Below are 26,317 nucleotides of genomic sequence, written 5' to 3' on the forward strand. Positions count from 1 at the left end.
CGCGAGTGGGTGATCCCTGATTGCCCGCTCGCAATTTTCCGACTGTACTGGGAATATTCTGAACATGAGCGGGCCTCAGGAACTCGGCCTTCGCCTTCAGGGCATAACGAAGGTCTATCCCGGTGTTGTGGCGCTGAAAGATGTTTCGCTGAACATTTCGGCGGGGGAAGTCGTTGGCCTGATCGGCGAGAACGGGGCCGGTAAATCAACCATGATGAAGATCCTCGGCGGCGTTATCACGCCCACCGACGGGTCGATTTCCATCGATGGCAAGCTCTACCGGGGTCTGACGGTTGCCGAATCCCAGGCCGCGGGCATCGCTTTCGTTCACCAGGAACTGAACACTCTGGACAACCTCGATGTGGCCGCCAACGTGTTTCTCGGCCGCGAGAAGACGCGCGGCCGGTGGCGCCTGATCGACCGCAAGGCAATGCGCGACGCCGTGCAACCGCTGCTTGACCGCGTCGGCGCCCAGTTCGGGCCCGATATGCCGGTCGCGGCGCTGTCGCTCGCCGAGCAGCAACTGCTCGAGATCGCCAAGGCGCTCTCCATGGATGCGCGGCTTGTCATCATGGACGAGCCGACATCGAGCCTGACCATCTCCGAGACCAACAATCTTCTGAAAGTGATCGCCGACCTCAAGGCGCAGGGCATTGCTGTCGTGTTCATCTCGCACCGTCTCAGCGAGGTGGAGGAATGCGTGGACCGGATCGTCGTGCTGCGCGACGGACGGATCGCCGGTCGTCTCGCACGCGACGAGATCAGCAATGACGCGATGATAAGGCTGATGATCGGCCGCGATCTCAAGTCGCTCTACACGCCGCCGCAGGCCCCGCCGGGCGAAGCGCTGTTGTCGGTGCGCGACGTCAGAACGCAGGCCAAACCGGCAAACGCCGCGAATTTCGAGTTGCGCCGTGGCGAGATCCTCGGCGTCGCGGGACTGATCGGCGCGGGCCGCACGGAGCTTGCCGAAGCGATTTTCGGCGCCGGCGGGAAGTTATCGGGCGAGGTCCGCGTGAATGGCGCGCCTCTCGACGCCGGCAGCCCGGCTGATGCGATCAGCGCGGGACTGTATCTCGTCCCTGAAGACCGCAAGCGTACAGGACTGATCCTGGAATTTCCGATCTGTGAGAACGTCACGATGGCCAATCTGCGCTCCTGCCTGCGCAATGGCCGGGTGTCCAGGTCGCGGCAGATCGAAGTCTCCGAGGAACAGCGAAGCCGCTTGTCGATCAAGACGCCCGACGTGAGAAATGCTGCCCAGGCCATGTCGGGCGGCAACCAGCAGAAAGTCGTTCTCGCGAAATGGCTTTCGATGGACCCGAAAGTGATCATTTTCGACGAACCGACTCGCGGGATCGATGTCGGTTCAAAGTCGGAGATCTACAAATTGATGCGGGCGCTCGCCGACCGGGGTGTCGGCGTCGTTATGATTTCGAGCGACATGGAGGAGGTGATCGGCGTGTCCGACCGGATCGTGGTGATGCGGGATGGCGGTATCAGCGGCGAATTGAAGCGTTCCGACTTTTCCGAACACAATATCCTGACGCTTGCCGTGGGCAAGGCGTTGGAGGAGGCCTGAATCATGCAGAAAAAGGATCTCGGCCTTGCAATCCTGATCATCGTCGTCGGCGCGGTGGTCTATCTTCGCAATCCGCTCTTCCTGTCGCCGATCAACCTCGGAAACACGGCGAACCTCGTCGGATTGTTCGGCATATTCGCGATCGGACAGGGCTTCGTCATCATGACGGGCGGGATCGACCTGTCGGTCGGTTCGGTCATCGCGCTTCTGGGCGTCCTCTTCGTTGAGATGGTCGGAGGATACGCGGTGCCATGGCCCGCAGCAGTCGCGATCACGATCGCGCTCGGAGCCCTGATCGGGCTGGCGCACGGGATCCTGATCACTCGGTTCAAGATGCAACCCTTTGTCGTGACACTGTGCGGGTTGCTCATTTATCGCGGCATCGCGCGCGGCTACACCGCCGAAGCCACGGCGGGATTTCCCTTCGGCGCGTCCTATCCGCAGCTGGAATGGCTTACCATCGGGCGCAGCTACGGTATCCCGCATTCCTTCATCGCGATGATCATCATCGCGGTCGTCATGTGGTTCGTGCTGCATCAGTCGGTCTTCGGCCGGCACCTCTATGCCGTCGGCAAGAATGACGAGGCGGCGCGGTTTTCCGGTATCCGCTCAGGCTTCGTGATCACCTCCGCCTATGTGATCTGTTCCGTCCTCGCGGCGGTCGCGGCGATCTATTTCGCGATGTTCACCAAGTCGGTGCAACCGTCGTCGCACGGCAATTTCTACGAGCTCTACGCGATTGCGGCCGCGGTGCTCGGCGGCTTCTCGCTGCGAGGCGGCGAAGGCTCGATCGTCGGCGTGGTGCTTGGTGCGGTGCTGCTCCAGGAATTGCAGAACCTCGTCAACCTGCTCGGCATCCCCTCGTCGCTGAACTTTGCAGTGATGGGAACCGTCATTCTCCTTGGCGTGCTCGCCGACCAGCAACTCGCCGCCTACCGCGCGAAAAAGCGGGCGGCACAGGCCTTCGAAAGGCTGCAGTCAGAGAGGGTGGAGAGCTGATGACGCGAACAGAAACCGCACAGACAATCAGCGCCGCCAAGGGCGGGGAATGCGGGTGGAACGCCGCGGACATTTGGAGGAACAGCCGATGAGCGCGCTCGAACTCAGGAACATATCCAAACATTTCGGCGCAATCCGTGCGCTCAACAACGTTTCCCTGACGATCGAGCCGGGAGAGGTCGTTGGGCTCATGGGGGACAACGGCGCCGGCAAATCGACGATGGTCAAGGTGATCGCGGGCAACTTCGCCCCGTCATCGGGAGACATCCTGATCAACGGATCGAAAGCCCATTTTCACAAGCCGCTCGATGCCCAGAAGGCCGGTATCGAAGTCGTCTATCAGGACCTCGCGATCTGCAACAACCTGTCGGCGGCCTCCAACGTCTTCCTCGGTCGGGAGCCGGTACGTCGCTTCGGGCCGATCCAGATCGTCGACTACGGCAAGATGCGGAGCCGCGCGGGCGAACTGTTCGCCCGCCTGAAATCGGAGACGCGGCCGCGCGACGTGGTGCGCAGAATGTCCGGTGGGCAGCGCCAGGCCGTTGCGATCGCCCGCTCGCTTCTCACCGACGCCCGCATCATCCTGATGGACGAACCGACCGCCGCCATCTCGGTGCGGCAGGTGGCCGAAGTTTTGAACCTGATCCGCCAACTCAGCGAGCACGGCATTGCGGTCGTACTGATCAGCCACCGCATGCCAGACGTCTTCGAGGTTGCCGACAAGGTTGCCGTGCTGCGCCGCGGCGAACTCGTCGCCAGCAAACCGGCATCCAAATCCTCGCCCGAAGAGGTCACCGGCCTGATTACCGGCGCGATAGAAACCGCGTGACGCGCAAGGAGCCATGACATGACCAACGTGACCATTTCCGATGTCATCAACCGCTCCGAGCACCGTGGAGCGCTCTCGCGCATCACCGGCCAGCAGACCTTCTGGGTGTTCGTCGCGGCCGTGCTTGCCTGTCTCGCATTGACGTTGATGACCGACACATTCGCCACCGAGCGCAACCTGTTCAACGTGACCCGCAACTTCGCCTTTGTGGGCATCGTCGCGCTCGGCATGACGGCGGTGATCGCTTCGGGAGGCATCGACCTCTCCGTCGGTTCGACCGTGGTCATCTCGGCCATGACCATCGGCGTGGTGATGTCCGCTGGCTGGCCATTCTGGATCGGGGCGTTGGCGGCGCTCGGCGTGTCGCTGCTCGTGGGCGCCGTGAACGGCATCCTCATCGCCTATGCGAAGATGCCGCCATTCGTGGTGACTCTCGGAATGCTCTCGGTCGCCCGCAGCCTCGCCATGGTCCTGTCGAACAACAAGATGATCTACCAGTTCGGGCCCGACCATGATCTGTTGCTGTGGCTGGGCGGCGGTTCAACGCTCGGTCTGCCGCATCCGTTGATCATTCTCCTGATCCTCGCGGCGATCACCGCTTTCGCCTTCCGGTGGCTGCGCTGGGGACAGCATCTCTTCGCGCTCGGAGGCAATGAACAGGCCGCGCGGCTGACCGGTATCGCGGTCAACCGGCTCAAAGTCAGCGTCTACATGTTCTCGGCACTGATGGCCGGCATCACCGGGATACTGGAAGTGGGCTGGCTTGGCGGCGTGACCACCAATCTCGGACAGGCAATGGAACTGACGGTGATCGCCGCGGCCGTCATCGGCGGCGCCAACCTTGCCGGCGGCACCGGCACGGCCTTCGGCGCGGTGATCGGTGCGCTGCTGATCGAGGTGATCCGCAACAGCCTGATCCTGCTCGGCATCAGCACGTTCTGGCAGGGCACGTTCGTCGGTTCCTTCATCGTGATCGCGGTTGCCTTCGATCGCATCCGCCAGGCGCGAAGCTCCGAGTAGTCAGCTGGCCGGAATGATCGAACCAAGGGCGCATCTGGGCGCGGGGGTAATCTGCCTCCAAGGGATGTCGCTCAATCGGGCGCGCCCAGCAGGCCACGATCGGCGAGGTTGCGCATGAGAGCCCGGGTTCCGAAATTCCATTCCGGGCATTCGGTCGACAAGCGGACCGTGTTGACCAGTTGTCCAAGCCCCGGCGACCTGATCGTGACCACGTCGCCAAGCTTGTGCGTAAAGCCCTCGCCCGGAGCGTCCCGATCCTGCACCGGCGCGAACAGCGTGCCCAGGAAGAGCACCAATCCGTCCGGATACTGGTGGTGGCGGCCGATGGTCTGGCGGACGAGATCTTCGGGATCGCGGCTGATCTCACGCATCGACGAATGGCCCTTCATCTCGAAACCGTCTTCGCCCACGACCGTCATGTCGAGTTCCGCGGCCCGCACGTCGTCAAGCGTGAACCCGTCGTCGAACAGCCGGATCATCGGCCCGATGGCGCAACTCGCATTGTTGTCCTTGGCCTTGGAAAGAAGCAGCGCCGAGCGCCCCTCGACATCACGCAAATTGACGTCGTTGCCAAGCGTCGCCCCCACGATGCGCCCCTGCGATGACACGGCAAGAACGATTTCCGGTTCGGGGTTATTCCATTTCGACACCGGATGCAGGCCGACATCGGCCCCCGGCCCGACAGAAGACAGCACTTGCGCCTTGGAGAACACTTCCGCGTCAGGCCCGATGCCCACCTCGAGATACTGGCTCCACAGCCCTTCCGCCTTCAAAGCCGCCTTGACGGCGTCAGCCTCCGGCGAGCCCGCTTTCACGTTACGCAGGCTGCCGCCGATCGCGGCGCCGACACGCAAGCGTATCTCCTGCGCCTTCGAGGGGTCGCCTGCCGCCTTCTCCTCGATCACTCTTTCGACCATGGAGGAGGCGAAGGTGACGCCGCAGGCCTTGACCGCCTGCAGGTCGCACGGCGCGAGAAAATGGGCGCGCGACATGTCGCCCGGCCTGTTTGCCGCGATCTCGTCAAGCGAACCGATCCGGTTGCCTGACGCGCCGGCGACCACGCCGGCGGGGTCGTCCATGTCGAGGACATCCGAGACCAGCAGCGTCTCCCGGGAGGTGATGTCAACAACGTCGCCGTCGCGAATGGTGACGAGGACGGGTCCCCCCGCCTCCGGCGACCAGACCCTGCCCAGGAAGAGACCGTCCTTGTCTCGCTCGTCAGGAAAAAAACTCATAATCACTCCTCCCTCTCTGTCCGTCGCGCAAATCGCGGGCCTGAAAACCGCCCGGCGGCAATCTGGTTGGACAAATAGGCGGCATTATCACCTACCGTCAACTGTTCGGCGTACGGGCCGATGGCATTCCGACACCGGAAAAGCACCAAGAAATGCCGATTATCCCCGAATATGTAGCGTTTTTTGCCGCTATCGTGCCACCAGTTTTGTTGACTCAAGGCCAAGATCGACTTACGAGTCTTGGTCCAACAAATACAGCGAATTCCAGATTGAATTCACGAGACGGGTGAGAATGGCTGACAACCGGAACGATATCGACCTGGCGCCGAGCGCCTCGCCGGAGACCGGTTCGGCCGTCGATATTGTCGTCAGGCAATTGCGTACATTGATCTCGGAGGAAGGGCTGAAAGTCGGCGATAGCCTTCCCACCGAACGCGAACTTTGCGCGCGCTTTGACGCCAGCCGCAACACGGTTCGCGAGGCAATGCGCATCCTGAAGGCCTATGGCCTGGTGGAGGTGCGCCCCAAGATCGGCGCAACGATTACCGACAACAGGATGGCGCGCGCCTTCGAACTGTTTTCGTTCAACACGATGGAAGTGTCGCGCAAGTCCTTCACCGACGTTCAGGCGTTCCGCGATCTGATCGAGGTGCGCTCCGCCGACCGCATCTTCGAGGAACTGCAGGACAAGGATCTCACGGAACTGCGCGAGATAAATGCGAACCTGGCCGATATCCGCGACATCCAGGAAGCGTCGGAAGTGGACTATGGCTTCCATGTCCGGCTGATCTCCATTCTCGGAAACAACGCGATCCTCGACGTCTATTCGGTGATGAAGCCGATCATTCTGCGCATCATGCAGAAGGGCAAAACGCGCCGCACCTTCATGACGGAAACTTATGACGAGCATGAAGGCGTCATCGACGCGATGGCCGCCCGGGACCGGCTCGCATTCGAATACAGGCTGAGAAACCACCTGATGGTGGGCTTCAAGAACTTCAGCGAGGACATGGAGGAGATGGCCTGAGGCCCTCGCTGGGCCGTAACACTGTGGAGACGGGCCGCGCCAACCCGTCACGAAGATCCAGAATCGGCGCGATCAATGGGAGGAAATACCATGAGACATTTACTGAAATGCACGACCGCCCTTGCGGCGCTCGCCATGTCGGCGCAGCTCGCGATGGCCGGACCGGAGACGGTTTCGGGCCCTGGCGTCAATCCGGAATGCTTCGCCCCGTGGGACGCGGATACGAAATTCTTCCAGTGGGAGGCCAAGGAAGGGCCGTATCGCGTCGCCATCGTCAACGGCTTCGTGGGCAATACGTGGCGCATCCAGATGATCAAGACCGCCAAGGCCTATGCCGAGGATCCGGCGATCAAGGACAAGATTTCCGAACTCAAGGTCGTCTCGACCGGCACCGATGCGCCGGCTCAGCTCGGCGCCATCGAGGATTTCATCAACCAGGGCTTCGACGCCATCGTCACCATCGCGGTTTCGCCTGACGGCTTCGATCGCGTGATCCGCCTGGCGGACCGCAGCGACGTGGTGCTCGTTCCCTTCGACAATGTGCTCGACACCGACAAGGTGATGCAGGTCAACGAAGACCAGCTCAAAATGGGCCGCATGTGGGCGGAATTCGCGCTCGAGGAGCTGAAGGCCAAGGGCGTGACGTCGGGAAAAATCCTCGAAGTTCGTGGCCTCCCGGGCAACTCGGTCGACCGTGACCGCTCCATCGGCATCAACGAGGTCTTCGAGGCCGATGGCGGCGACTGGGAGATGGTATCGGTGGTCGGCAATTGGGATGATGGCACGACCCAGAAGGTCGTCGCGGACGCCATCGCTGTTCACGGCCAGTTCGACGCGGTGGTCGGCCAGGGCGGCTCGAACGGCGTCATTCAGGCGCTCAAGGATGCAGGTCATCCCTGGGTACCGGTCGCCGGCGAATCCGAGAACGGATACCGCAAGGCAATCGCGCAGTATTCGGATGATGGCCTGAAGGGCATCTCGATCGGCCAGTCCCCGGGTCTCGTGGCGATTGCCATGAAAGCAGCGGTATCGGCACTCGAAGGCAATGTCATGCCGCAGCTCATCTCGGTGCCGCTGCCGGTGGCGACCTACAAGGACCTCGAGGACGGAAAGAACTTCTGGTCTGACCTGCCGGACAACTTCTTCACGGTCAACGAGTTCCCGCCCTGCGGCGTCAACATCTCCGGCCCCGCCATCATGGCGCAGGACGAGAGCGACGTGAAATAGGCGTCTTACGCGCATCAGCGGCCCCGGCGCTTGGCCGGGGCCTTTCCAACAATACGAAGTGGGACCGGACACCGTTCCGGTTGATCAAGCACGCATGACCGACGCCATTGTCGAATATCGCGGCATTTCGAAATACTTCGCCGGCATCCGCGCGTTGGAGAATGTCGATTTTGCCTGCAAACCGGGAACCGTACACGCCATTCTCGGCGAAAACGGCGCCGGGAAATCCACGCTCATCAAGATCATGTCCGGGGTGCTGCAACCCGATTCCGGCGAGATGCGGCTCGAAGGCAAACCTGTCGCCTTCGCGACGCCGCAAGCCGCCAACGAGGCCGGCATCGTCTGCATGTTTCAGGAATTGTCGCTCGTCCCGGACCTCTCGGTGGCCGACAACATTTCAATTTCCAGTCCGCCGCGGCGCTTCGGGCTGATCGACCGGCGCGCGCAGGTCCGGCGCGCCGAAGAACTTCTGGCTCGGGTGCGCTGCGAGGACGTCGATCCCAACGCCATGGTGCGCGAGCTTTCGCTTTCGCGGCGCCAGATGGTCGAGATCGCCAAGGCCCTGGGCAAATCCCCGAAAGTTCTGATCCTCGACGAGGCGACCTCGGCATTGACCGCACGCGACGTCGGTACGGTCTACGACCTGCTCGCCGAACTGAAAGACAGCGGCGTCGCCAGCCTGTTCATCTCGCACCGCATGCACGAGGTCGAGGCGCTGTGCGACACGCTTTCCGTTTTCCGAAACGGCCAGCACATCGAAACTTTCGCGAAAGGCGCCAAGAGCGAGCGGGAGATTGTCCAACTGATGATCGGCCGCGATGTCGAGGCGCAATTTCCGCCCAAGCCAAAGCCGGTCGCTCCCGAAGATCTGGGCGATCCGCTTCTAAAGGTCCGCGGGCTGTCCTGGCAGAACAGGCTCAACGGTATCGACCTGACCGTGCACCGGGGCGAGATCGTCGGCCTCGGCGGGCTGGATGGCCAGGGCCAGAAGGAACTGCTGCTGGCGCTTTTCGGCGTGTTGCGCGATGTCGAGGGCGAGGTCGTCATCGGCGGGAAGAAGGGCATCCCCTCCTCGCCGGCCGCCGCCAAGACCGCCACGACAAAGGTGGCGCTGGTCCCGGAGGATCGCAAGACAGAAGGGCTGATGCTCGGCATGCCGATCGCCGACAACCTGCTCGCCTCGTCGTTCCAGCGCATATCGCGCGGACCATTCATCGACCCGGCACTTTCGCGACAAGCCATCGAGGATGGAATATCGCGGCTTCAGATCAAGGCCGGGTCCGCATCCGACCCTGTCATGACGCTGTCGGGCGGCAATCAGCAGAAAGTCGTTATCGCCAAGTGGCTCATGATCGATCCGGACATCGTCCTGCTGAACGATCCCACCCGTGGCATCGATGTCGGGACGAAACAGGAGATTTACCGGCTGATGAGAGACCTCGCCAACCAGGGCAAGGCGATCCTGTTCTATTCGTCCGATTACGCGGAACTGATCGGCTGCTGCGACCGGGTGTCGGTTCTTTATTCGGGCCGCATCGTGGCCGAAAAACAGGGCGACGACATTACCGAGGAGAGCCTTGTCGCGGCATCGCTCAACATTGACGTCGAGGCGGCGTGATGCATCAGAGCCGATTGACGAGATGGTTTTTCCAGAATGTGGGCCTCGCCAGCGCGCTGCTGCTGTTCGCGGTCCTGTTTCTCTCCTACAACATGATGCATCCACGCGGCTTTTCCGCCGCCGTCGCCGTGCAAAATGCCAATGAGACGGCGGCGATCGCCTTCCTTGCCATGGCGCAGACACTCCCCGTGCTGCTCGGCGGGCTCGACCTGTCCGTCGGCGCGGTGATGACGCTGACCAACTGTATCGCGTCGGAACTGGTGAACGGTTCGCCGGCGCAGATCCTTTTCGGCATCGTCGTGACACTGCTGTCGGGCGCCGCGTTCGGCCTGATGAACGGGCTGATCGTCGTCTATGGCCGGATACAGCCGATCATCGCCACGCTTGCCACCGGCGCAATCGCTATCGGCCTCGCCCTGCTTGTCCGGCCGAAACCCGGTGGCGACGTGGATGGCGATCTCGGCTGGGCTCTGACAAACTCGGTATGGGACTTCGCCGACACTTACGGGATCGCCGGAGGCGGCGATGCCTGGTGGATCCGACCATTCGCCGATATCCCCGTTCCCGTCATCATCGTCCTCCTTGTCACCATTCTGGTCTGGGTGCCGTTCCGGCGCTCGGTGACGGGGAGGACGGTGTATGCGATCGGCTCGGCGGAGGGCGCCGCTTTCATGTCCGGACTGCCGATCGAGCGCGCGAAAATCGCCGCCTTCACACTCGGCGGCTTCTTCGCCGCCTGCGGCGGCCTCTATCTCGCCATTCAGACATCGTCTGGAAACGCGGACATCCAGCAGGCCGGCGCTTACACGCTGAACTCGATCGCGGCCGTCGTGCTCGGAGGAACGTCGCTGCTCGGCGGCGTCGGAACCGCCGTCGGCAGTCTCATCGGCGCGGGGATATTGCGCGTCATCTCCTTTTACTTCCGCATTCTCGACATCGATCCGCTTCTGCAGCCGCTCATTGAAGGCGTCGTGCTGCTGGTCGCCGTATCCTTCGGCGCGATCAGGACGCTGCGGGTCAAGAACAAGCTGGACCTCTTCAGGTAGACCGCCATGCGCATTTCCGTTTCCAACGAAAACAAGCCCATTCTGATCGCCTCGTTGTTCATTGTGGTGATCCTTCTGGCAGGCACGGTCTACACCTTGTCGACAGCGGGAACCGCGCCGCTGCTCTCGCCGAAATACCTGCTTCAGCAACTACAGACCGGGTCGTTCCTGGGCATCTGCGCGGCCGGCATGATGATGGTGATCCTGCTCGGCCATATCGATCTGTCGATCCCCTGGACGCTCACCGCCGCGGCGATGACCGCCACCGCCGTCGGCGGAGAAATGGCGCTTCCCACGGCTCTTGCCGTCGGCATCGCCGTCGGCATGCTCAACGGATTCGGCGTCGCATTCCTGCGCATCCCCTCGATGATCTTCACGCTGGGCGTCGATACGGTGCTGCGCGGGCTTATGGTCGCGCAGACCGGCGGGTTCGCACCGCAGGATACCGCCACGCCGCTGATGCTGTTTCTCGCCAAGGACAGGCTCCTCGGCATTCCCGTGGCGCTTTTCGTCTGGGCTGCGGTCTCCGTCTTCATCATCGTGATGCTGACGCGAACCGGTTTCGGACGGTCGATCTACGCGACCGGCTCGCGCGAGGGTGCGGCCTATCTTTCTGGCATTCGCACTCGCTTCGTGACGATGGGGGCTTTCGTCGTGTCCGGGCTTTGCGCCTCGATCGCCGGCGTTCTGCTCGCCGGCTATTCGGCCAAGGCCTATCAGGGCATGGGCAATGCCTTCCTGCTGCCGGCGATCGCCGCGGTCGTTCTCGGCGGCACGCATATTCTCGGCGGCCGGGGCCGCTATATCGGCACGCTGATCGGCGTCATCCTGATCGTGCTTTTGAATTCCGTGTTGTCGATCATGCAGATGCCGGAGGCGGGGCGGCAGATCATCTATGGTACGGTGATCATCGCCATGCTGCTGGTCTACGGGCGCAACCAGCGCGTCACATCCTGAGGAACGACAATGCCGGCCGAACTCTATGATATCCGCGACGACCGTTTCAAAAAGCTCATTCACGCGAATGCCGGGATGGACACTTTGTGGGCCGGCGGCCGCTGGACGGAAGGTCCCGCCTATTTTCCGGCCGGCCGCTATCTGATCTGGTCGGACATCCCCAACGACCGCATCATGCGCTGGGACGAGATGAACGACGCGGTTTCGACCTTCGAGCAGCCCTGCCGCAATCATAATGGCCATACCGTCGACGCCCAAGGGCGGATGATAGCCTGCGAACATCGCGGCCGTTGCGTCAGCCGCTACGAATTCGATGGAAGCCGTACGGTCCTGGCCGACTCCTTCGACGGCAAGAAACTCAACTCCCCCAACGACGTGATCGTCAAGTCCGATGGCTCGATCTGGTTCACCGACCCTTCATACGGAATCGACAGCGACTACGAGGGCGACGCCGCGCCGATGGACCAGGACGGCCGCCATGTTTACCGCATCGATCCCGACGGCACGATCGCGCGTGTCATCGACGACATGAAACAGCCGAACGGCCTCGCCTTCTCGCCCGATGAAAGCGCCTTGTTCGTTGCCGATACCGGCCGCACGCATTTTCCGGACTGCGACCCCGTCATCCGCCGCTATCCGCTTTCTGCCGACGGTCGGTCGGTCGGCGCTGGCGCGGATTTCGTCACCTGCGACACAGGCCTTTTCGACGGCTTCCGTTTTGACACGGAAGGAAACATCTGGTCCTCCGCCGGCGACGGCGTCCATTGTTTCGCGCCCGACGGCACGCTGCTCGGCAAGATCCGAATCGACGAAGTGGTCTCGAATCTCTGCTTCGGCGGTCCGAAACGCAACCGGCTGTTTATCTGCGCGACCACCTCGCTGCGCGCGATCTACGTCAATGCCCAAGGTATTGCGTGACGGTGCCCTTCCCCGCCTGAAAAAACCCGACCCGCGATTCGACAACTGCTGCTTTTCCTTCAAAGACCTCCGCGGATCATGTCCGCCGCCTTCTCGGCGATCATCACCACGGGCGACGCCGTGTTTCCGGAGACGATCTTCGGCATGATCGACGCATCGACGACGCGCAATCGATCCAGTCCGTGAACGCGCAGGTCCGTGTCGACGACGGCGCGATCGTCGCGACCCATCTTGCAGGTCCCCACCGGGTGGAAGATCGTCGTGCCGAGATTGCCGGCCTCGCGAAGCAGGTCCTCGTCAGATTCGACGGCGGGTCCGGGGAGCAGTTCCTCCGGCTTATATGGCTCCAGCGCACGCGCTTCCATTACGCCACGCGCCTGGCGGATCGAGGCGACCGCAACCTGCCTGTCGCGCTCCGCCGAGAGGTAGTTGAGCCGGATTTCGGGCTGCTCGGAGGTGTCGCGGCTCACGATATGCGTTGAGCCAACGCTGTCCGGCCGCAGGTTGCAGACCGAGACCGTGATCGCCGGAAATCGGTGCAACGGATCGCCAAGCTTGTCGGTCGATAGCGGCTGCACGTGATACTCGATGTCCGGCGTTTCCATTGCCGGATCGGATTTTGTGAACATTCCGAACTGGCTCGGCGCCATCGACAGCGGGCCACTGCGCGAAAACGCATATTGCAGCGCCATCCACGCTTTGCCCGCCGGCGAATGCACAAGCGTGTTCAGCGTCCTCGCGCCGTGCACCTTGTAGACGGTGCGGATTTGAAGATGGTCCTGCAGGTTTTCGCCGACCGCCGCATTCTCGTGGACGAGCTCGATCCCGAGCCCGGCCAATATCGAGGGTGAGCCGACACCCGACTGTTCGAGGACACGCGGTGAATTGATCGCACCGGCGGCCAGCAGAACTTCGGCGTCCGCGAAGGCCTTCCGCAGGACGCAGTCCGCACGAAACTGAACACCGGTGGCGCGCTTGCCGTCGAACAGCACGCGCTCCGTTTCTGCATGGGTCACGACCCGCAGGTTGGGGCGCTTGATCGCCGGACGCAGGAAGCCCTTCGCCGTGTTCCAGCGGACGCCGCCACGCTGGTTCACCTCGAAGAAGCCCGTGCCCTCGTTGTTGCCATCGTTGAAATCCTCGCGCGGCATGATGCCGAACTCGGCTGCCCCCGCCTGCACCGCTTTCAGGATGTCCCATGTCAGCCGCTGGCGCGACACCTTCCACTCGCCGCCCCCGCCATGCAGGCCGGACTTGCCGCCGTGATGATCCTCCGACTTCAGGAAATAGGGCAAGACATCGTCCCACCCCCAGCCGGCATTGCCCATCTGCCGCCAGCGGTCGTAATCGGCCGCCTGCCCGCGCATGTAGATCATCCCGTTGATGGAAGAGCAGCCCCCGAGCAGCTTGCCGCGCGGATAGGAAAGCGAGCGGCCGTTGAGACCCGGCTCCGCCGCCGTCTTCATCATCCAGTCCGTACGCGGATTGCCTATGCAATAAAGGTAACCGACGGGGATATGCACCCAGTGATAGTTGTCGTTGCCGCCGGCTTCCAGCAGCAGGACCCGCGTGCCCGGATGCTCGGTGAGGCGGTTCGCAAGCACGCAACCGGCGGTGCCCGCCCCAACGATGATGTAGTCGTACCGGCCCTCGAGCGTCGCGTCCCGCGCCTCCATGCCGTTCTCCTCCCTTGCGCCGCCTGCGGCGTTGTCACTGCTCCCGCGCAGCGTGCTGGCGCCGCCAGAAATCCCCCAACGTGTCGGCAAGCTCGCGATAGGTCTCGTAGCGGCGATCGTAGTGCGGCTTCATCGCGCCATCCGGCTCGAAGACCTGCCGCACGCGTGTCATCCGGCCTACGCCCTCCTCGTAATCCGCGAACAGTCCCGCGCCGATTCCCGCGCCGATGGCCGCGCCCAGAGCGCCTGTCTCCTGCGCCTCGGCGACCGATATCGGAACGCCGAGGCAGTCGGCGAACATCTGTGGCCAGTGCGGACTGCGCGAACCGCCGCCGGACAAGGTCGCTGCATCGAAGCTGACGCCAGCCTTCTGCAGAACCCCGATATGCCGACGATGTTCGAACACGACGCCTTCAAACAAGGCGCGCAGGAGATGTCCCTCCCCATGCCAGCCGGCCAGCCCGTAGAAGCCCGCGCGGTATTCCGCGCCCAGCGACGAGCCGTAAAGATACGGGTGGAAGAACGGATCGTCCGCCCGCGGCGACACCTCGGCAAGACGCGCATTGCAATGCGCGAATGGGTCGCCATGATGCCCGCCGCGCTCGACGAGTTCGCGCACATACCATTCGAGGTTTGAAGCCGAGGTCGCGCTGTTGTCCATGTTCATGTATCGGTCCGGCCCGAAGGCGGAGATCATGAACACCGACGGATCGACAACCGGCTCGCTGGATACAACCTGGTTGATCGACCAAGTGCCGGCGATGATCGAGGCTGCGCCCGGCGCGACCACGCCGGAGCCGAGTGCGCTAGAAATCACGTCGAAATATCCGCCGACAACCGGCGTTCCCACTGCAAGCCCGGTCGCCTCCGCTGCCTCGGCAGTCACCGTTCCGGCGATTTCCGCCGGGTCGATCGGCAGCGGCAGCAGTGTCTCCGCGCCTTCCAGCCCGTAAAGCGCCAGAAGTTCGGCGTCGTACCGCGCGTCCGGCATGCGCATCAAACCGCATCCGGACATGTCGGAAATATCGCTCACCTTGCGCCCGGTCAGCTTGAACGTGATGAAATCCTTGCACATCAGCAGCGTGCCGGCCCGCTCATAGACCTCCGGCCGGTTGCGTCGCAGCCATGACAGCAATACCGGCGTCTCCGACGGCCATGGCGTCTGCAGGCAGATCGCATGCAGTGTCTCGCCGTGCTCGGCGGAAAGTTCGGCGGCCAGTTCCGCCGCCCGCGTGTCGAGCGACTGGATGCCGACCAGCGGCCGATCTTCGCGGTCGAGCAGATAGAGTCCATTGCCATGGCCCGCGCAGCCGATGGCAGCAATCTGTCGCGGATCGACCCCGGCTTCCGCGATGCAACCGCCGATCGCCTCCCCGGCATTGCGCCACAGTTCGTCGAGATCACGCTCGACATGGCCAGGCGCGGGCGTCGATGAGCGCCCGTCGATTGCGAAGGCCGACACCTGACGCCCGTCGAGATCGAACAGCACGGCCTTGATGACCGTGTTGCCGGCGTCCAGGCCCAGAAGGTATCGCGCGCTATCAGCCACGGCTGTAAATATCCCAGGCTTCCTCGCCCGACGCACCGCGATGGATCATCGCCATCAACGCGTTGACGACCGCCTTGGGATTGTCGTGCTGGTAGATGTTGCGTCCATAGACCATGCCCTTCGCGCCCTGCGCCATCAGCGCGGCCGACTTCTTCAAGACCGACTTGAGGTCATCCTTGCCGCCGCCGCGCACAAGGACCGGCACGCGCGCCGCCTCGACCACGCGATGGAAGTCGTCCGGGTCGTCGGTCGGATCGGCCTTGATGATATCGGCGCCCATCTCGCTGGCCAGCCGCACCAGCGTCACGATCTTCTCGGCGTCGCCATCGACCTGGTAGCCGCCGCGCACATCGTTCGGCAGCATCACGAGCGGCTCGATCATCAGCGGCATGCCATAGCGGTGGCAGTCGGCGCGCACCCGGCTGATATTCTCGACGCACTGCCGGAACAGTTCCGGCTCGTCCGGCAGCATGAACAGATTCACGACCACACAGGCCGCGTCCATCTCCAGCGCGCCGATGATCGGATCGTCGTGGTTCTGCAGCATCGACCACATCACCCGGTGCCGCTGATCGTTATAGGGATTGCCCATGTCGATGCGCATCACCAGAGCCGGCTTGTCCTTTTCCGGCCGGCTCTGCAGCAGGTCGGCCTGGCCGTAGGTCATCTGGATCGCGTCCGGCTTCGCACCGATCAGCATGTCGACGACACGATCCATGTCCTCAAGACCGGCCAGGAAACTCGGCTCGTTGCACACGCCGTGGTCGATGGCGACGTCGAGGCATCCCCCATTCGTGAACATCCGGTTCATTCGGGCTTTCGTGCTCAGGCGCATGGTGCGCTCCTTTCCTGTGTCCGTCGGTCCAGCGTCTCGCGCGAGACGCCATGATAGGCTTCCAGTTCCGATACGAGGTCGTCGATTTCCGCGCGTTCGCGGGCCTCGTTCCAGCCGAGCGCATTGCCGGCAGCGGCGGCAACCGCCTCGATCAGCGCGGCATCGACAGCGCCGGTGATAGCCAGCGAGGTACGCCGCATGACGATATCGCCAAGCGTCTCCGCATATTCATGCTGCACGAGAAAGCCGATTTCGGCGGCGGTAAATTCCGTGCCTGCGCCAAGCGGCCGGTCGTCCTCGCGCCCGGCGCAAAATTCCATGACCTCGATCGCGCGCGTGCCGTAGCTATCGACAAGATGTGCGGCGCGCGCCTCGGAGACGCCGAATTGCCCGCAAAGATTGTCCGCCAGTGCCGCCGCATCGGTGAAACCACGCCCGCCACCAATGGCGAGATCGAGCGTTTCTTCTTTTCGGTCACGTCCGAGCGCGGCGAGAACGTCATCGGCGGTCTGCTCGGCAAAGGCGCGAAACGTTGTCCACTTGCCGCCAACCATGCAGAAATGCGGCACAGCGGCATCGATGCGACGCACGAAATGCCCGCGCGAGATGCGGCCCGTGAAATCGTGATCGCTCTTCGGCAGCGGCCGGATGCCGCTGTAGGAATAGACCGCCTGCTCCGGCGTGACCTCGATGGTCGGGAAGACGAGCCGCAGCGAACCGAGAATGTAGTCGCGCTCCTCATCCTCGCAGCGCACCCGCTCCGCCTTTTCCACGCGTATGTCAGTCGCCCCGGCCAGCACCTTGCCGAGATAGGGAAACACGATGCAGACCCGACCGTCGGAATTGTCGAAGAACACCATGTGGCCGTTCAGCGCGTCATGCAGCTCCGCGTTGTCCAGGATCACATGCGAGCCCTTGGTGCCCGAGATCAGCCGGTCCGCATTCTCCGGCCGGTTGGTGAGCGCCGTGAGTGAATCATCGAGCCACGCGCCGGTGGCGTTGACCACCGCCTTTGCAGTGACGCGATACCGCTCGCCGCTGATCTGGTCGGAGACGGCAAATGCGTCGCCGTCTGGCAGAATCTCCGCGTGGTTCAGCGCCAGCGCCCCCGGCGCGAGGCGCTGCGTGTCGAGGATCAGCTCTACACCGAGCCGTTCCGGATGGCTGATCCACGCGTCGTGATAGATCGCCGAAAATCGCAACCGTGGTGTCAGCTTGGGCCAGCGCCTGAATGTTTCGCGCGCGCTCAGGAAGCGGTGACGCGGCAGCAACCGCCGTTTGCGGCTCACCCAGTCATAAAGCCCCAGCCCGATCTTGATCGGCACCGCGCCCCGATTGGCGGGCCGCGTCGACAGACCAAGTATGCCCGCCGCGCCGTTCAGGATTCCCGAGAACACCGACGTGATCGGGATCGTCGTCGGCAGCGGACGCACCATATGCGGCGCATTGCGCAGCAGCGCGTCGCGCTCGTTGAGCGACTCGCGCACCAGGTCGAACTCGCCGTTTTCAAGATAGCGCAGCCCGCCATGGATCATCCGCGACGGCGCCGCACTACAGCCGGAGCAGAAGTCGTTGCGCTCAACGAGGAGTACCCGCAATCCCTGCAGGGCAAGTTCGCGGAATACACCGATTCCGTTGATGCCGCCGCCGACGACGATCACGTCGAAGGCCCCGTCAGCGCGGAGCATTTCGAAACTTTCGTCTCTTGGTTCAGGCATCGGTTCTCCGTTCACCGGCCGTCAGGCGGTGCTCGTTCAGGTCTTGTTTTTGGTCCGGTTCAGGCGTCGAGGTTTGTCAGTTCAGTCTTGGCGGCCTCGCTGATCGCGGTGATGTCCTCATCGGTGAGACGGATACGTCCCGCCTTGGCGTTTTCCTGCGCCTGCGCCGGGTTGCGCGCGCCGCACAGCGAAAAGGTGATGCCCGGCTGCTGCAGCGTCCAGGCGATGATCACCTGCGCGCGCGTCGCCTCATGCGCTTCGGCCACGGGGTCGATCGCCGCCATCAGCCGCGCCACCTTTTCGCGATTGGACTGCGAAAAGCGCGGATTGTCCTTGCGCAGGTCGTCGCCGGAGAAGGTACGGTCAGGCCCCATCTTGCCGGAAAGCAGGCCGAGCGCGAGCGACGAATAGCTCAATGTCGAAATGCCGTGCTCGGCGGCGATCGGCAGAAGCGTCTCCTCGATACCCCGATGGACCATCGAATATTCCTCCTGGATCGCATCCAGCTCGCCCGTCGCTGCATAGGCTCGCAACTCGTCCGCCGAGAGGTTGCTGGCGCCGATTGAGCGGATCTTGCCCTGCTCTTTCAGCGCGACCAGCGCATCGATCGTCTCCTCGATCGGCGTCGTCGGATCCTGCCAATGCGTGATGTAGAGATCGATATGGTCGGTGCCGAGCCGCTTCAGGCTCTGCTCCACCTCTTGCATGATGGACTCCTTGCCGAGATAGCGATGCACCGGCCCGCTGTCATAGTCGAAGAAGTGATTGCCCTTCTGCGTGTGCCAGACGAGCCCGCATTTGGTCGCGAGAACCACTTCGTCGCGGCGGCCCTTGATGGCCTTTCCGACGATCTCCTCGGACAATCCCTGGCCATAGGCCGGCGCTGTGTCGATCAAGGTGATCCCCTCGTCCAGCGACGCCTGGATGGCCGCGATGGAACTGGCCTCGTCCGTTCCGCCCCACATCCAGCCTCCGATCGCCCAGGTTCCAAGCCCGACGGCAGATGCCTCGATCTTCGATGAACCGATAGGACGTGTGAGCATTTCAAGCGACATTTTCTACCTTTCCGACATGGTCCAGAACCGAGGACGCGGTGAGTTCGTCGACGATCAGCGAATTGATCAGCCCGCCGGCCAGCGCGGCGCGAATGGGCTGAACCTTCTCCGGACCGGCCGCCACGCCGATCGTCAGAGGACATTTCGAGAGCTCGGCCGGATTGAGCGCCACGAGGCGGGAATTGAGCGGATAGTCGGCCACCGTTCCGTCGTCGCGGATGAGATGGGCGAGAAACTCGCCGCAGGCCCCGCCGCTCACCAGAAGCTCGCGCTCCGGATTCGGCACCGGCAGGAGGTCGTAATAGCTCGACCCCGGCGCGAGGATCGACCCGATACCGACAAGCGCCACCGACGCACGTCGCGCGAGGTCAAAAACCTCGCGGATCGAGGCCATCTGCATCAGCATGTCGCGCTGCTCGCGACTCTCGGCGAAGAGCGGCGCATGCAGCAGCATCGTCGAGCCGCCGAGCTTGTCGGCGAGCTGCGTCGCAAGATGGTTCACGTCGGTGTAGTATTTGCCTTGCACGCCGCCAGTGAGCGGCACCACCGTGACGTTGAACTTCCGATCTGGCGCGAGGTTCTGGACGATCGCGCTGACCGCCTTGCCGCCGGTGATCGCGATCACGTCGCCGTCGCGGATCGTCTCCAGCAACCCGTTCGCCGCCGCGCGGCCGACCTGCTGCAAATTCGTATCCGGATTGCCGGGCACCGCCGGTGTGACCACCGCCTTGTCGAGGCTGGTCGTATCGATCAGGCCGCTTTCCAGATCGACCAGACGCTGGAACGGGCTTTCGATGGCGATCTTCACCATGCCGAGCTTCCGGCCCTGGGTGATCAGCCGGTTGACCTTCGATGTCGAAAGGTTGAGGCGCGTGGCGATGTCCGACTGCTTCATCTCCTCGATGAAGTGCAGCGTCAGAACCGTGTGGATCTGGCGGATCGCCTCGAAATCTTCCTTGCTGTCACTCATGTCTTTCACTCATCGAGGTTTCAGTTGCCGGCCTACCTGCCGCGACGCTTGTTCAGATAGTGGTCGATCGACACCGCGGCGAGAAGAATGGAGCCGCGGATGATGTCCTGCCAGTAAACCGAGACATCGAGCAGGGCGAGCGAACTTGAAACGACCGAGAGCAGGATCGCGCCGAGTATAGCCCCGAAGATCGTGCCGGATCCGCCCGACAGGCTGGCTCCGCCGATCACGGCCGCGGCGATCACGTTCAGCTCCATGCCGATGCCGAATGTCGGCTGAGCGGACCCGAAACGCGCCATGTAGATGATGCCCGCGACGCCACACAGGGTTGAGCACAATGTGGTCGTCAGGAAGATGACCCGCTTGGTTCGAATGCCGGAATAGGCCGCCGCTTTCTCGTTGCTGCCGGTGTAGAACACCTTGCGGAACGCCGTGGTCTTCCGGAGCATGAAATCGAATGCCAGCACCACCACCACGAAAATGATGATGACGATCGGGATCACGCCGACGGCCCCTTGCCCGACAAACTTGAACTCCGGCGGCAGCGTGTAGAGACCGAGTGGTCGGCCGCCCGTGCCCAGAAGACAGGCGCCCCGCGCGATCACCATCACCGCCAGCGAGACGATGAAGTGATGGAGGCCGACCTTCGTGACGAAGAAGCCCATGAACGCGCCGATGCCGGCGCAGCACAGGATGGAGATCGCCGACGCGGTCCAGGGATCGACCCCATTGAGGAACAACAGCCCCGCGATCACCATTGCCAGGGCCGTCACCGAGCCAACCGACAAATCGATGCCGCCCGAGATCAGCAGGATCGTCATGCCGACGACGACGATGCCCTCGACCGCGAAGGCCATCGCCATGGCCCGCATGTTCACCCAGGTCAGGAAGTAGGGCGAGGCAAATGACATTGCGATGAACAGCGCCAGGATGATCAGGATCAGCCCGGTTTCGCGCATCTTGAAAAGCCGCTTCATATAATCGGCCGGTTCGCGCGGTGCGGCGCCCTGCCCCTGCATTCCCGCCATTGCTCCCTCCGCCATCAGACCGCCTCCATCCGGGGTTGGGATATCGAGGCCAGATGCATGATGTTCTCTTCCGTCATTGCGTCCCCCGTCACCTCGCCGCTGATCTCGCCTTCGCTGATGACCAGCACCCGGTCGCAAACGCCGATCAGCTCGGGCAGCTCCGAGGATATGACGAGAACGCCCACGCCTTCGCGCGCAAGCTGGCGCAAGATCGCGTGAATTTCCGCCTTCGCCCCGACATCGACGCCACGCGTCGGCTCGTCGAGAAAGATCACGCGCGGATTGACGGACAGCAGCTTGGCCAGCGCCACTTTCTGCTGGTTGCCCCCCGACAGCGTGGAGACAGCGTTTGCGGTGTGGCCGTATTTCAAATTCAGGCTGCGGCCCGCGCGCTCGGCAAACTGAGCTTCGCGGCGCTCGTTGATAATCCCGCCGCGCGAGACCTGGTCCAGCGAGATCGCGGAGATGTTGGCCGCGATCGACATCTCGAGAAAGATGCCCGAACCCTTCCGGTCCTCCGACAGATAGACGATGCCTTCGGCGATGCTGTCCTGGTAGTCCTTCAGGTCGAGACGGCGACCGTTGAGATGAATTTCGCCGGTGGTTTCGCCTTCCAGATGGCAGATCCCCTTGGCGATCTCGCTGCGCCCAGCCCCGATCAGCCCGGCAAAACCGAGGATCTCGCCCGCTTTCAGGTCGAAGGAAATGTTGCGGAACAGGCTGCGCTCGGTCAGGTCGCGCACCGACAGGATAACCTCTTCCGATCTGTCTTCCTCGCGCTGTTTGTCCGGATAAAGATTGTCGAGGACACGACCGACCATCGAGTTGACGATTTCGGAAGGCGTCGTCTCGGAGACGTTCCGGGTGACGATGTACTGTCCGTCGCGGAACACGGAAACGCGATCGCAATTGTCGAATATTTCAGCCATGCGATGGGAAATGTAGATGATGGATATGCCCTGCGCGGCGAGCCTGCGCATGATGGCGAACAGTGTTTGCGCCTCGCGATCGGTTAGCGCGGCGGTCGGCTCGTCGAGGATCAGCACGCGGCAATCGAGGGTCAGGGCCTTGGCGATCTCGACCAGTTGCTGCTGGGAAATCGGCAGATCGCGCACCAGTGCGGCCGGGTTCACGTCACCAAGCTGACGCAGGATTTCGCCAGCCTTTCTTTCCAGCGCCGCGTAGTCCATCAGGAAGCGTTTGCTCATGTTGGTCGCGGCCATGAAAATGTTCTCGGCGACCGTGACATCCGGGCACAACGCGATTTCCTGGTGGACGAATCCGACACCCAGTTTCTGCGCCATTGCCGGCGAAGTAATCTCCACTGGCTGGCCGTCAAACAGTATCTCGCCGCTGTCCGGCTTCAGGATCCCGTCGATGATGTTCATCAGCGTGGACTTGCCCGCGCCGTTCTCGCCGGCGAGCGCGTGTATCTCTCCCCTGCGCAATTCGAAGTCGACGCCTCTCAGCGCATGGATCGACCCGAACGACTTTCGCAGATCGGTGATTTTCAGGATCGGTGCGGTTTCCATGGCGTTGCGATCGGTCATGCAGGGGTGGTAGGTGGATGCGTTGCCCGCTCTCCGCGCGGGCGCGGGCAACGCGATTGCGGACCGGGATCAGCTCGGATCCCGGCCTTCCATGTACTTGTTCAGATCGAACGAATCCGCGTTCTCCTTCGTAATCACTGCAAAGCCGTTGTCGATGAACGGAATTTGCATCGGGTTGTAGCCCGAGACCTTGTAGTCGTTGAACGGATCGAACATGTCCGAGTGAGCGGCCATGAAGACTGTCACGAAACCCATGAAGCCCTGGACGCCCTGGTTCGGGTTCAAAGCCATGTGGATATTGCCGGCCTTGATATGCTCCAGCGTCGTGGGCGTAACGTCGGCATGCATGATCAGCACGTCGGCCTCGGCCTCCAGAACGGCCGCAACGGCACCTTCGGCCGAGCCGGCCTCGGGGATCCACATCGCGTCAAGTTCCGGGTTGGCCTGCAGAATGGAAGCCGTCGCGCGGTAGGCCGCGTTGCTGTCCTGATTGGTCGCCTGACGGCCGACCAGCTTCATGCCCGGATAGTTCTGCTCCATGTAGGAAATCAGTTCCGTCACACGCAGGTCATGGTTGCTCTGGCCAGGGTTTTCGAGAACTGCGTATTGGCCCTCTTCACCGACCTGCTTGACGATCTCCTCGGCCGCGAACTTGGCTTCGGCGACGTTGTCCGAGGTGATGTAGGCGGTGCGGTTCGATTTCGGCGAATCCGCCGCGAAGGTCACGACTTCCACGCCGCTGTCGATCGCCCGGTTGATCGGCTCGATGAACGGATCGGACTGCATCGGATGCAGAAGAATGCCGGCCGGCTGCTTGACCAGGTCCTGCTCGAACGATGCGATCTGCTTGGTGATGTCGTAATCGGGCGTGCCCGAGAAGACGGTTTCGCAACCCATGGCTTCCGCGGCCTGCTTGAAGCCCTGATAGACGGGCACCCAGTAGGGGTGCGCGGAGACCATCACGTTCATGATGTAGGTCTCGCCCTCTTCGCACTTGAAGCCGTCCTGCGCCGACGCCGTCGCGGGCAACAATATGGCAGACGTCAAGGTCGCCGCGGCGACAGCCGCAGCCTTGTGAAAATTCCTCATGCTTCTCCTCCACTGTGGAATCTCGCCCACGCAACTACTGTGACATCCTCCAGTCACGCCTGCAAGATATTTCACGATACGATATTTATCGCATCACGGGATAAAGCAGAGCGCGCAAGTCGAGTCAATCGACAAGAAATATTTTTCTTTGCCTGAAATTTATTTCACTGCTCTGATAAGCGATTTGGACGCCCTGCTGGATCGTTCGCAGGTTTCGCTCCAGTCAGGCACTCATCCGCCAACGCCTTATGATCGACGGCGGCATTCCTACGCCATCATGAATAGGATAAATAGCTGATTTATTTCATTTTTTTATTTGAAAATCGCTTTCGCGGCCATGACGAGTCGGCAGCGGGACCGCGACACGTCATTTCACGAACAGATGGCGGGCATTGTCCGATTCAAAGAATTGCCGGCAGATGGAGGCGAAGGCCTGCGCCCGTCGGCTGACCCGGCTTCCCCGACGCGTCGCCAGCACGATGTTGGGACAGGGTTCGGCCTCCACCAGCGGGCGGCAGACGACGGGCAGTCCGCAATAGGTGGTGTCGGTACAAGGCCGGATGTTTAGGATCGCCGCCCCCAGCCCCGCCGCGGCTGAGGCCCGCACCATCTCGAACGATTCCAGGCGCTGGATCGGCCCCGGCCGAACGCCGGCATGTTCGAAGATCGACTGCACGTAATTGCGCGACTGCGGAAGGTTGAGCAACAGCAAGGTACGGTCCGACAGGTCTTCCAGTGAAATGCGCTCCTTTTCTGCCAGCGGATCGGAGGTTGCCAGCACGACATGCGGCGGCGCCTTGGCCAGGAACTCGAAATCGAATTCGTCCCACAGACCCGCGTCATAGGTCAGGAGGATGTCGACGGCGCCGTCCCGCAGGCTGCGCTGGATCGAGATTATGTCGCCTTCCGAAAGATGCACGATCAGTTCGGGAAAGGCGGCGCGCAGTTCGCGGATCACCTGCGGCGCTATGTTGGGCGAAATCGAGGTGAAAGATCCCACCCGCAATTCGCCTGAGAGAACCTGGCCGCCGCCACTCAGGTCGCGAACAAATGCTTCCGCCTCGTCCAGCATGCGAATGGTGCGCGCGATCGCGCTCTCGCCCGCTGCCGTCGTCACCAGACCCTTGGCACGCTGGCGTACGAAAAGCTGGATACCGAACTCCTGCTCGAACTTGTCGATCGCCATCAGGATCGATGAGGTCGAGATGTTCAACTCGCTGGCCGCGCCCTGGATCGATCTTTTTCGTGAGGCGACCACGACATACTGGAGCTGGCGTATCGTGATATTCATTTTATGTAATTATCATACCTATAAAATACATTATTCCGAATTTAGCCGAATTGCTAGCGTCGTGCCGGGAAGAGGAAGGCGGCACGCCACGAATGGACCAGCGAGCATTCAGGTCAGGAGAGAGTGCATCCGATCCGACACGCGGATCCGGTGACATCCGCATCGAGTGCATCTGGCGCGGACCGGCGGAACTCGGTGAGTGTCCGATATGGGACGAACGCAGACAACGCCTTTTCTGGATCGACTCGCTTCAGTGCCGAATCTGGTGCTGCGACGCATCGGGGCGCGATCTGCATCACTGGCAATTGCCGGAGGTTATCGGCTCGATCGGCCTTCGCGAAGATGGCGGTTTTGTTGCTGGCCTGGCTTCGGGTTTCGCACTGGTCGACCTCGCATCCGGCGACGAAGCACGGATCGAACGGATCGGCGACCCCGAGCCGGACCTCGCCGACACTCGCCTCAATGATGGCAAAGTCGACCGGCAAGGCCGGTTCTGGTGCGGCTCGATGAACCGCGACTTCGCTGAACCGAACGCTTCGCTCTACCGCCTGGAAGAGACCCTTTCCTGGCAAAAGGTCGATAGCGGCATCACTGTCTCGAATGGCCTTGCGTTTTCGCTGGACGGAGCGACGCTCTATTTCTCCGACAGCCGCGTGGACCGCTCCTACCGGTACGATCTCGATCAGCAATCCGGCGCCTTGTCGAACCGCCGCGCTTTCATCGACACAGGCAGCTATCGCGGCCGTATCGACGGTGCCACCGTGGATGCCCGGGGAAACTACTGGGGTGCCTTGTTCGAGGGCGGCGCGATCGGTTGCTTCTCGCCGCAAGGCGACCTGCTGCACCACATCGGCTTGCCGGTCAGCTGCCCGACCATGTGCGCGTTCGGCGGCGAGCGCATGAACGCTCTCTACGTGACATCCGCGACCTTTTCGCTGGATCACAAAAAGCTTGCGCGAGAGCCGCAGGCCGGTGGCCTGTTTGCGATCCACGGGCTCAACGCCCAGGGCATCCCAGAGCCCAGATTCAAGGGAGAGCCGCGCGGGAGGGGAAACTGAGGAAGAAGACTTGGTGACGTTTTCGGACGCCGCCATTAAG

At 62.4% G+C, this 26,317-nt stretch carries 22 protein-coding genes; 11 read left to right on the top strand and 11 right to left on the bottom strand.

The genetic code is table 11. The features are described 5' to 3' along the window. The first annotated feature begins 64 nt into the window (after positions 1–64). The 4 genes from LC343_RS04555 (at position 65) to LC343_RS04570 (ending at position 4,430) form a co-directional block, all read left to right on the top strand. On the top strand, positions 65–1,582 hold the full coding sequence (locus tag LC343_RS04555) for a sugar ABC transporter ATP-binding protein (RefSeq protein WP_223475894.1): 1,518 nt from the start codon (positions 65–67) through the stop codon (positions 1,580–1,582). 3 nt (positions 1,583–1,585) lie between these two features. Further along, positions 1,586–2,581, top strand: coding sequence for an ABC transporter permease (locus LC343_RS04560; protein WP_223475895.1), 996 nt, complete (start codon positions 1,586–1,588; stop codon positions 2,579–2,581). Positions 2,582–2,669: 88 nt separating this feature from the next. Beyond that, the gene (locus tag LC343_RS04565; protein WP_223475896.1) at positions 2,670–3,410 is read left to right on the top strand and encodes an ATP-binding cassette domain-containing protein; all 741 of its coding nucleotides are present in this window, start codon (positions 2,670–2,672) and stop codon (positions 3,408–3,410) included. An 18-nt stretch (positions 3,411–3,428) separates the two neighbouring features. Beyond that, the gene (locus LC343_RS04570) at positions 3,429–4,430 is read left to right on the top strand and encodes an ABC transporter permease (RefSeq protein WP_223475897.1); all 1,002 of its coding nucleotides are present in this window, start codon (positions 3,429–3,431) and stop codon (positions 4,428–4,430) included. 71 nt (positions 4,431–4,501) lie between these two features. Here LC343_RS04570 and LC343_RS04575 read toward each other — a convergent pair whose 3' ends face one another. Beyond that, positions 4,502–5,665, bottom strand: a complete 1,164-nt coding sequence (locus tag LC343_RS04575; RefSeq protein WP_223475898.1) for a fumarylacetoacetate hydrolase family protein — start codon at positions 5,663–5,665, stop codon at positions 4,502–4,504. A 292-nt stretch (positions 5,666–5,957) separates the two neighbouring features. On the opposite strand from LC343_RS04575, the gene LC343_RS04580 reads away from it, so the two are divergent. The 6 genes from LC343_RS04580 (at position 5,958) to LC343_RS04605 (ending at position 12,458) form a co-directional block, all read left to right on the top strand. Beyond that, positions 5,958–6,692 (top strand): FadR/GntR family transcriptional regulator, encoded by a 735-nt coding sequence (locus tag LC343_RS04580; protein ID WP_223475899.1) that lies wholly within the window; start codon positions 5,958–5,960, stop codon positions 6,690–6,692. 90 nt (positions 6,693–6,782) lie between these two features. Beyond that, on the top strand, positions 6,783–7,919 hold the full coding sequence (locus LC343_RS04585) for a sugar ABC transporter substrate-binding protein (protein WP_223475900.1): 1,137 nt from the start codon (positions 6,783–6,785) through the stop codon (positions 7,917–7,919). Between the two features lie 94 nt (positions 7,920–8,013). Beyond that, positions 8,014–9,537, top strand: a complete 1,524-nt coding sequence (locus tag LC343_RS04590) for a sugar ABC transporter ATP-binding protein (protein ID WP_223475901.1) — start codon at positions 8,014–8,016, stop codon at positions 9,535–9,537. Then, positions 9,537–10,583 (top strand): ABC transporter permease, encoded by a 1,047-nt coding sequence (locus LC343_RS04595; protein ID WP_428982509.1) that lies wholly within the window; start codon positions 9,537–9,539, stop codon positions 10,581–10,583. The genes LC343_RS04590 and LC343_RS04595 overlap by 1 nt, the downstream gene beginning before the upstream one ends. A gap of 6 nt (positions 10,584–10,589) precedes the next feature. Beyond that, positions 10,590–11,540, top strand: a complete 951-nt coding sequence (locus LC343_RS04600; RefSeq protein WP_223475903.1) for an ABC transporter permease — start codon at positions 10,590–10,592, stop codon at positions 11,538–11,540. A 9-nt stretch (positions 11,541–11,549) separates the two neighbouring features. Next, complete coding sequence (locus tag LC343_RS04605; RefSeq protein ID WP_223475904.1) at positions 11,550–12,458, top strand: SMP-30/gluconolactonase/LRE family protein; 909 nt, start codon at positions 11,550–11,552, stop codon at positions 12,456–12,458. A gap of 59 nt (positions 12,459–12,517) precedes the next feature. Here the strand turns inward: LC343_RS04605 and LC343_RS04610 are convergent, their stop codons facing one another. The 10 genes from LC343_RS04610 to LC343_RS04655 form a co-directional block, all read right to left on the bottom strand. Beyond that, positions 12,518–14,134: a GMC family oxidoreductase gene (locus LC343_RS04610; protein ID WP_223475905.1), complete on the bottom strand. Its 1,617-nt coding sequence runs from the start codon at positions 14,132–14,134 to the stop codon at positions 12,518–12,520. Between the two features lie 34 nt (positions 14,135–14,168). Further along, positions 14,169–15,683 carry an FGGY-family carbohydrate kinase gene (locus tag LC343_RS04615; protein WP_223475906.1) on the bottom strand — a complete coding sequence of 505 codons (1,515 nt, stop codon included), beginning with the start codon at positions 15,681–15,683 and terminating at the stop codon, positions 14,169–14,171. After that, a complete protein-coding gene (locus LC343_RS04620) occupies positions 15,676–16,518 on the bottom strand; it encodes a class I fructose-bisphosphate aldolase (RefSeq protein WP_223475907.1) in 843 nt (280 codons plus the stop codon). Before LC343_RS04620 ends, LC343_RS04615 begins: the two co-directional genes overlap by 8 nt. Continuing rightward, complete coding sequence (locus LC343_RS04625; protein ID WP_223475908.1) at positions 16,509–18,236, bottom strand: glycerol-3-phosphate dehydrogenase/oxidase; 1,728 nt, start codon at positions 18,234–18,236, stop codon at positions 16,509–16,511. The genes LC343_RS04620 and LC343_RS04625 overlap by 10 nt, the downstream gene beginning before the upstream one ends. A 59-nt stretch (positions 18,237–18,295) precedes the next feature. Continuing rightward, entirely contained in the window at positions 18,296–19,291 is a 996-nt protein-coding gene (locus LC343_RS04630; protein WP_223475909.1) for an aldo/keto reductase, read from the bottom strand. Beyond that, entirely contained in the window at positions 19,281–20,261 is a 981-nt protein-coding gene (locus LC343_RS04635) for a sugar-binding transcriptional regulator (RefSeq protein WP_223475910.1), read from the bottom strand. Before LC343_RS04635 ends, LC343_RS04630 begins: the two co-directional genes overlap by 11 nt. A 32-nt stretch (positions 20,262–20,293) precedes the next feature. Further along, complete coding sequence (locus LC343_RS04640) at positions 20,294–21,280, bottom strand: ABC transporter permease (RefSeq protein WP_223476112.1); 987 nt, start codon at positions 21,278–21,280, stop codon at positions 20,294–20,296. A 23-nt stretch (positions 21,281–21,303) separates the two neighbouring features. Next, complete coding sequence (locus LC343_RS04645; protein ID WP_428982499.1) at positions 21,304–22,839, bottom strand: sugar ABC transporter ATP-binding protein; 1,536 nt, start codon at positions 22,837–22,839, stop codon at positions 21,304–21,306. Positions 22,840–22,908: 69 nt separating this feature from the next. Further along, entirely contained in the window at positions 22,909–23,928 is a 1,020-nt protein-coding gene (locus LC343_RS04650) for a substrate-binding domain-containing protein (protein ID WP_223475911.1), read from the bottom strand. A gap of 367 nt (positions 23,929–24,295) precedes the next feature. After that, a complete protein-coding gene (locus LC343_RS04655) occupies positions 24,296–25,219 on the bottom strand; it encodes a LysR family transcriptional regulator (RefSeq protein WP_223475912.1) in 924 nt (307 codons plus the stop codon). Positions 25,220–25,311: 92 nt separating this feature from the next. Here LC343_RS04655 and LC343_RS04660 point away from each other — a divergent pair, with 92 nt between their 5' ends. After that, positions 25,312–26,277 (top strand): SMP-30/gluconolactonase/LRE family protein, encoded by a 966-nt coding sequence (locus tag LC343_RS04660; RefSeq protein ID WP_223475913.1) that lies wholly within the window; start codon positions 25,312–25,314, stop codon positions 26,275–26,277. Positions 26,278–26,317 lie beyond the last annotated feature (40 nt).

This window comes from Oricola indica, from assembly GCF_019966595.1.
GTDB lineage: Bacteria > Pseudomonadota > Alphaproteobacteria > Rhizobiales > Rhizobiaceae > Oricola > Oricola indica.

What these genes read in the sequence shown, in the direction of transcription:
- LC343_RS04565 (WP_223475896.1), top strand. Translation starts at nt 2,670, where the DNA reads ATGAGCGCGCTCGAACTCAGGAACATATCCAAACATTTCGGCGCAATC.
- LC343_RS04570 (WP_223475897.1), top strand. Translation starts at nt 3,429, where the DNA reads ATGACCAACGTGACCATTTCCGATGTCATCAACCGCTCCGAGCACCGT.
- LC343_RS04610 (WP_223475905.1), bottom strand. Translation starts at nt 14,134, where the DNA reads ATGGAGGCGCGGGACGCGACGCTCGAGGGCCGGTACGACTACATCATC.
- LC343_RS04575 (WP_223475898.1), bottom strand. Translation starts at nt 5,665, where the DNA reads ATGAGTTTTTTTCCTGACGAGCGAGACAAGGACGGTCTCTTCCTGGGC.
- LC343_RS04655 (WP_223475912.1), bottom strand. Translation starts at nt 25,219, where the DNA reads ATGAATATCACGATACGCCAGCTCCAGTATGTCGTGGTCGCCTCACGA.
- LC343_RS04635 (WP_223475910.1), bottom strand. Translation starts at nt 20,261, where the DNA reads ATGAGTGACAGCAAGGAAGATTTCGAGGCGATCCGCCAGATCCACACG.
- LC343_RS04600 (WP_223475903.1), top strand. Translation starts at nt 10,590, where the DNA reads ATGCGCATTTCCGTTTCCAACGAAAACAAGCCCATTCTGATCGCCTCG.
- LC343_RS04620 (WP_223475907.1), bottom strand. Translation starts at nt 16,518, where the DNA reads ATGCGCCTGAGCACGAAAGCCCGAATGAACCGGATGTTCACGAATGGG.
- LC343_RS04645 (WP_428982499.1), bottom strand. Translation starts at nt 22,839, where the DNA reads ATGACCGATCGCAACGCCATGGAAACCGCACCGATCCTGAAAATCACC.
- LC343_RS04595 (WP_428982509.1), top strand. Translation starts at nt 9,537, where the DNA reads ATGCATCAGAGCCGATTGACGAGATGGTTTTTCCAGAATGTGGGCCTC.
- LC343_RS04560 (WP_223475895.1), top strand. Translation starts at nt 1,586, where the DNA reads ATGCAGAAAAAGGATCTCGGCCTTGCAATCCTGATCATCGTCGTCGGC.
- LC343_RS04630 (WP_223475909.1), bottom strand. Translation starts at nt 19,291, where the DNA reads ATGTCGCTTGAAATGCTCACACGTCCTATCGGTTCATCGAAGATCGAG.
- LC343_RS04580 (WP_223475899.1), top strand. Translation starts at nt 5,958, where the DNA reads ATGGCTGACAACCGGAACGATATCGACCTGGCGCCGAGCGCCTCGCCG.
- LC343_RS04640 (WP_223476112.1), bottom strand. Translation starts at nt 21,280, where the DNA reads ATGCAGGGGCAGGGCGCCGCACCGCGCGAACCGGCCGATTATATGAAG.
- LC343_RS04585 (WP_223475900.1), top strand. Translation starts at nt 6,783, where the DNA reads ATGAGACATTTACTGAAATGCACGACCGCCCTTGCGGCGCTCGCCATG.
- LC343_RS04660 (WP_223475913.1), top strand. Translation starts at nt 25,312, where the DNA reads ATGGACCAGCGAGCATTCAGGTCAGGAGAGAGTGCATCCGATCCGACA.
- LC343_RS04650 (WP_223475911.1), bottom strand. Translation starts at nt 23,928, where the DNA reads ATGAGGAATTTTCACAAGGCTGCGGCTGTCGCCGCGGCGACCTTGACG.
- LC343_RS04625 (WP_223475908.1), bottom strand. Translation starts at nt 18,236, where the DNA reads ATGCCTGAACCAAGAGACGAAAGTTTCGAAATGCTCCGCGCTGACGGG.
- LC343_RS04590 (WP_223475901.1), top strand. Translation starts at nt 8,014, where the DNA reads ATGACCGACGCCATTGTCGAATATCGCGGCATTTCGAAATACTTCGCC.
- LC343_RS04605 (WP_223475904.1), top strand. Translation starts at nt 11,550, where the DNA reads ATGCCGGCCGAACTCTATGATATCCGCGACGACCGTTTCAAAAAGCTC.
- LC343_RS04555 (WP_223475894.1), top strand. Translation starts at nt 65, where the DNA reads ATGAGCGGGCCTCAGGAACTCGGCCTTCGCCTTCAGGGCATAACGAAG.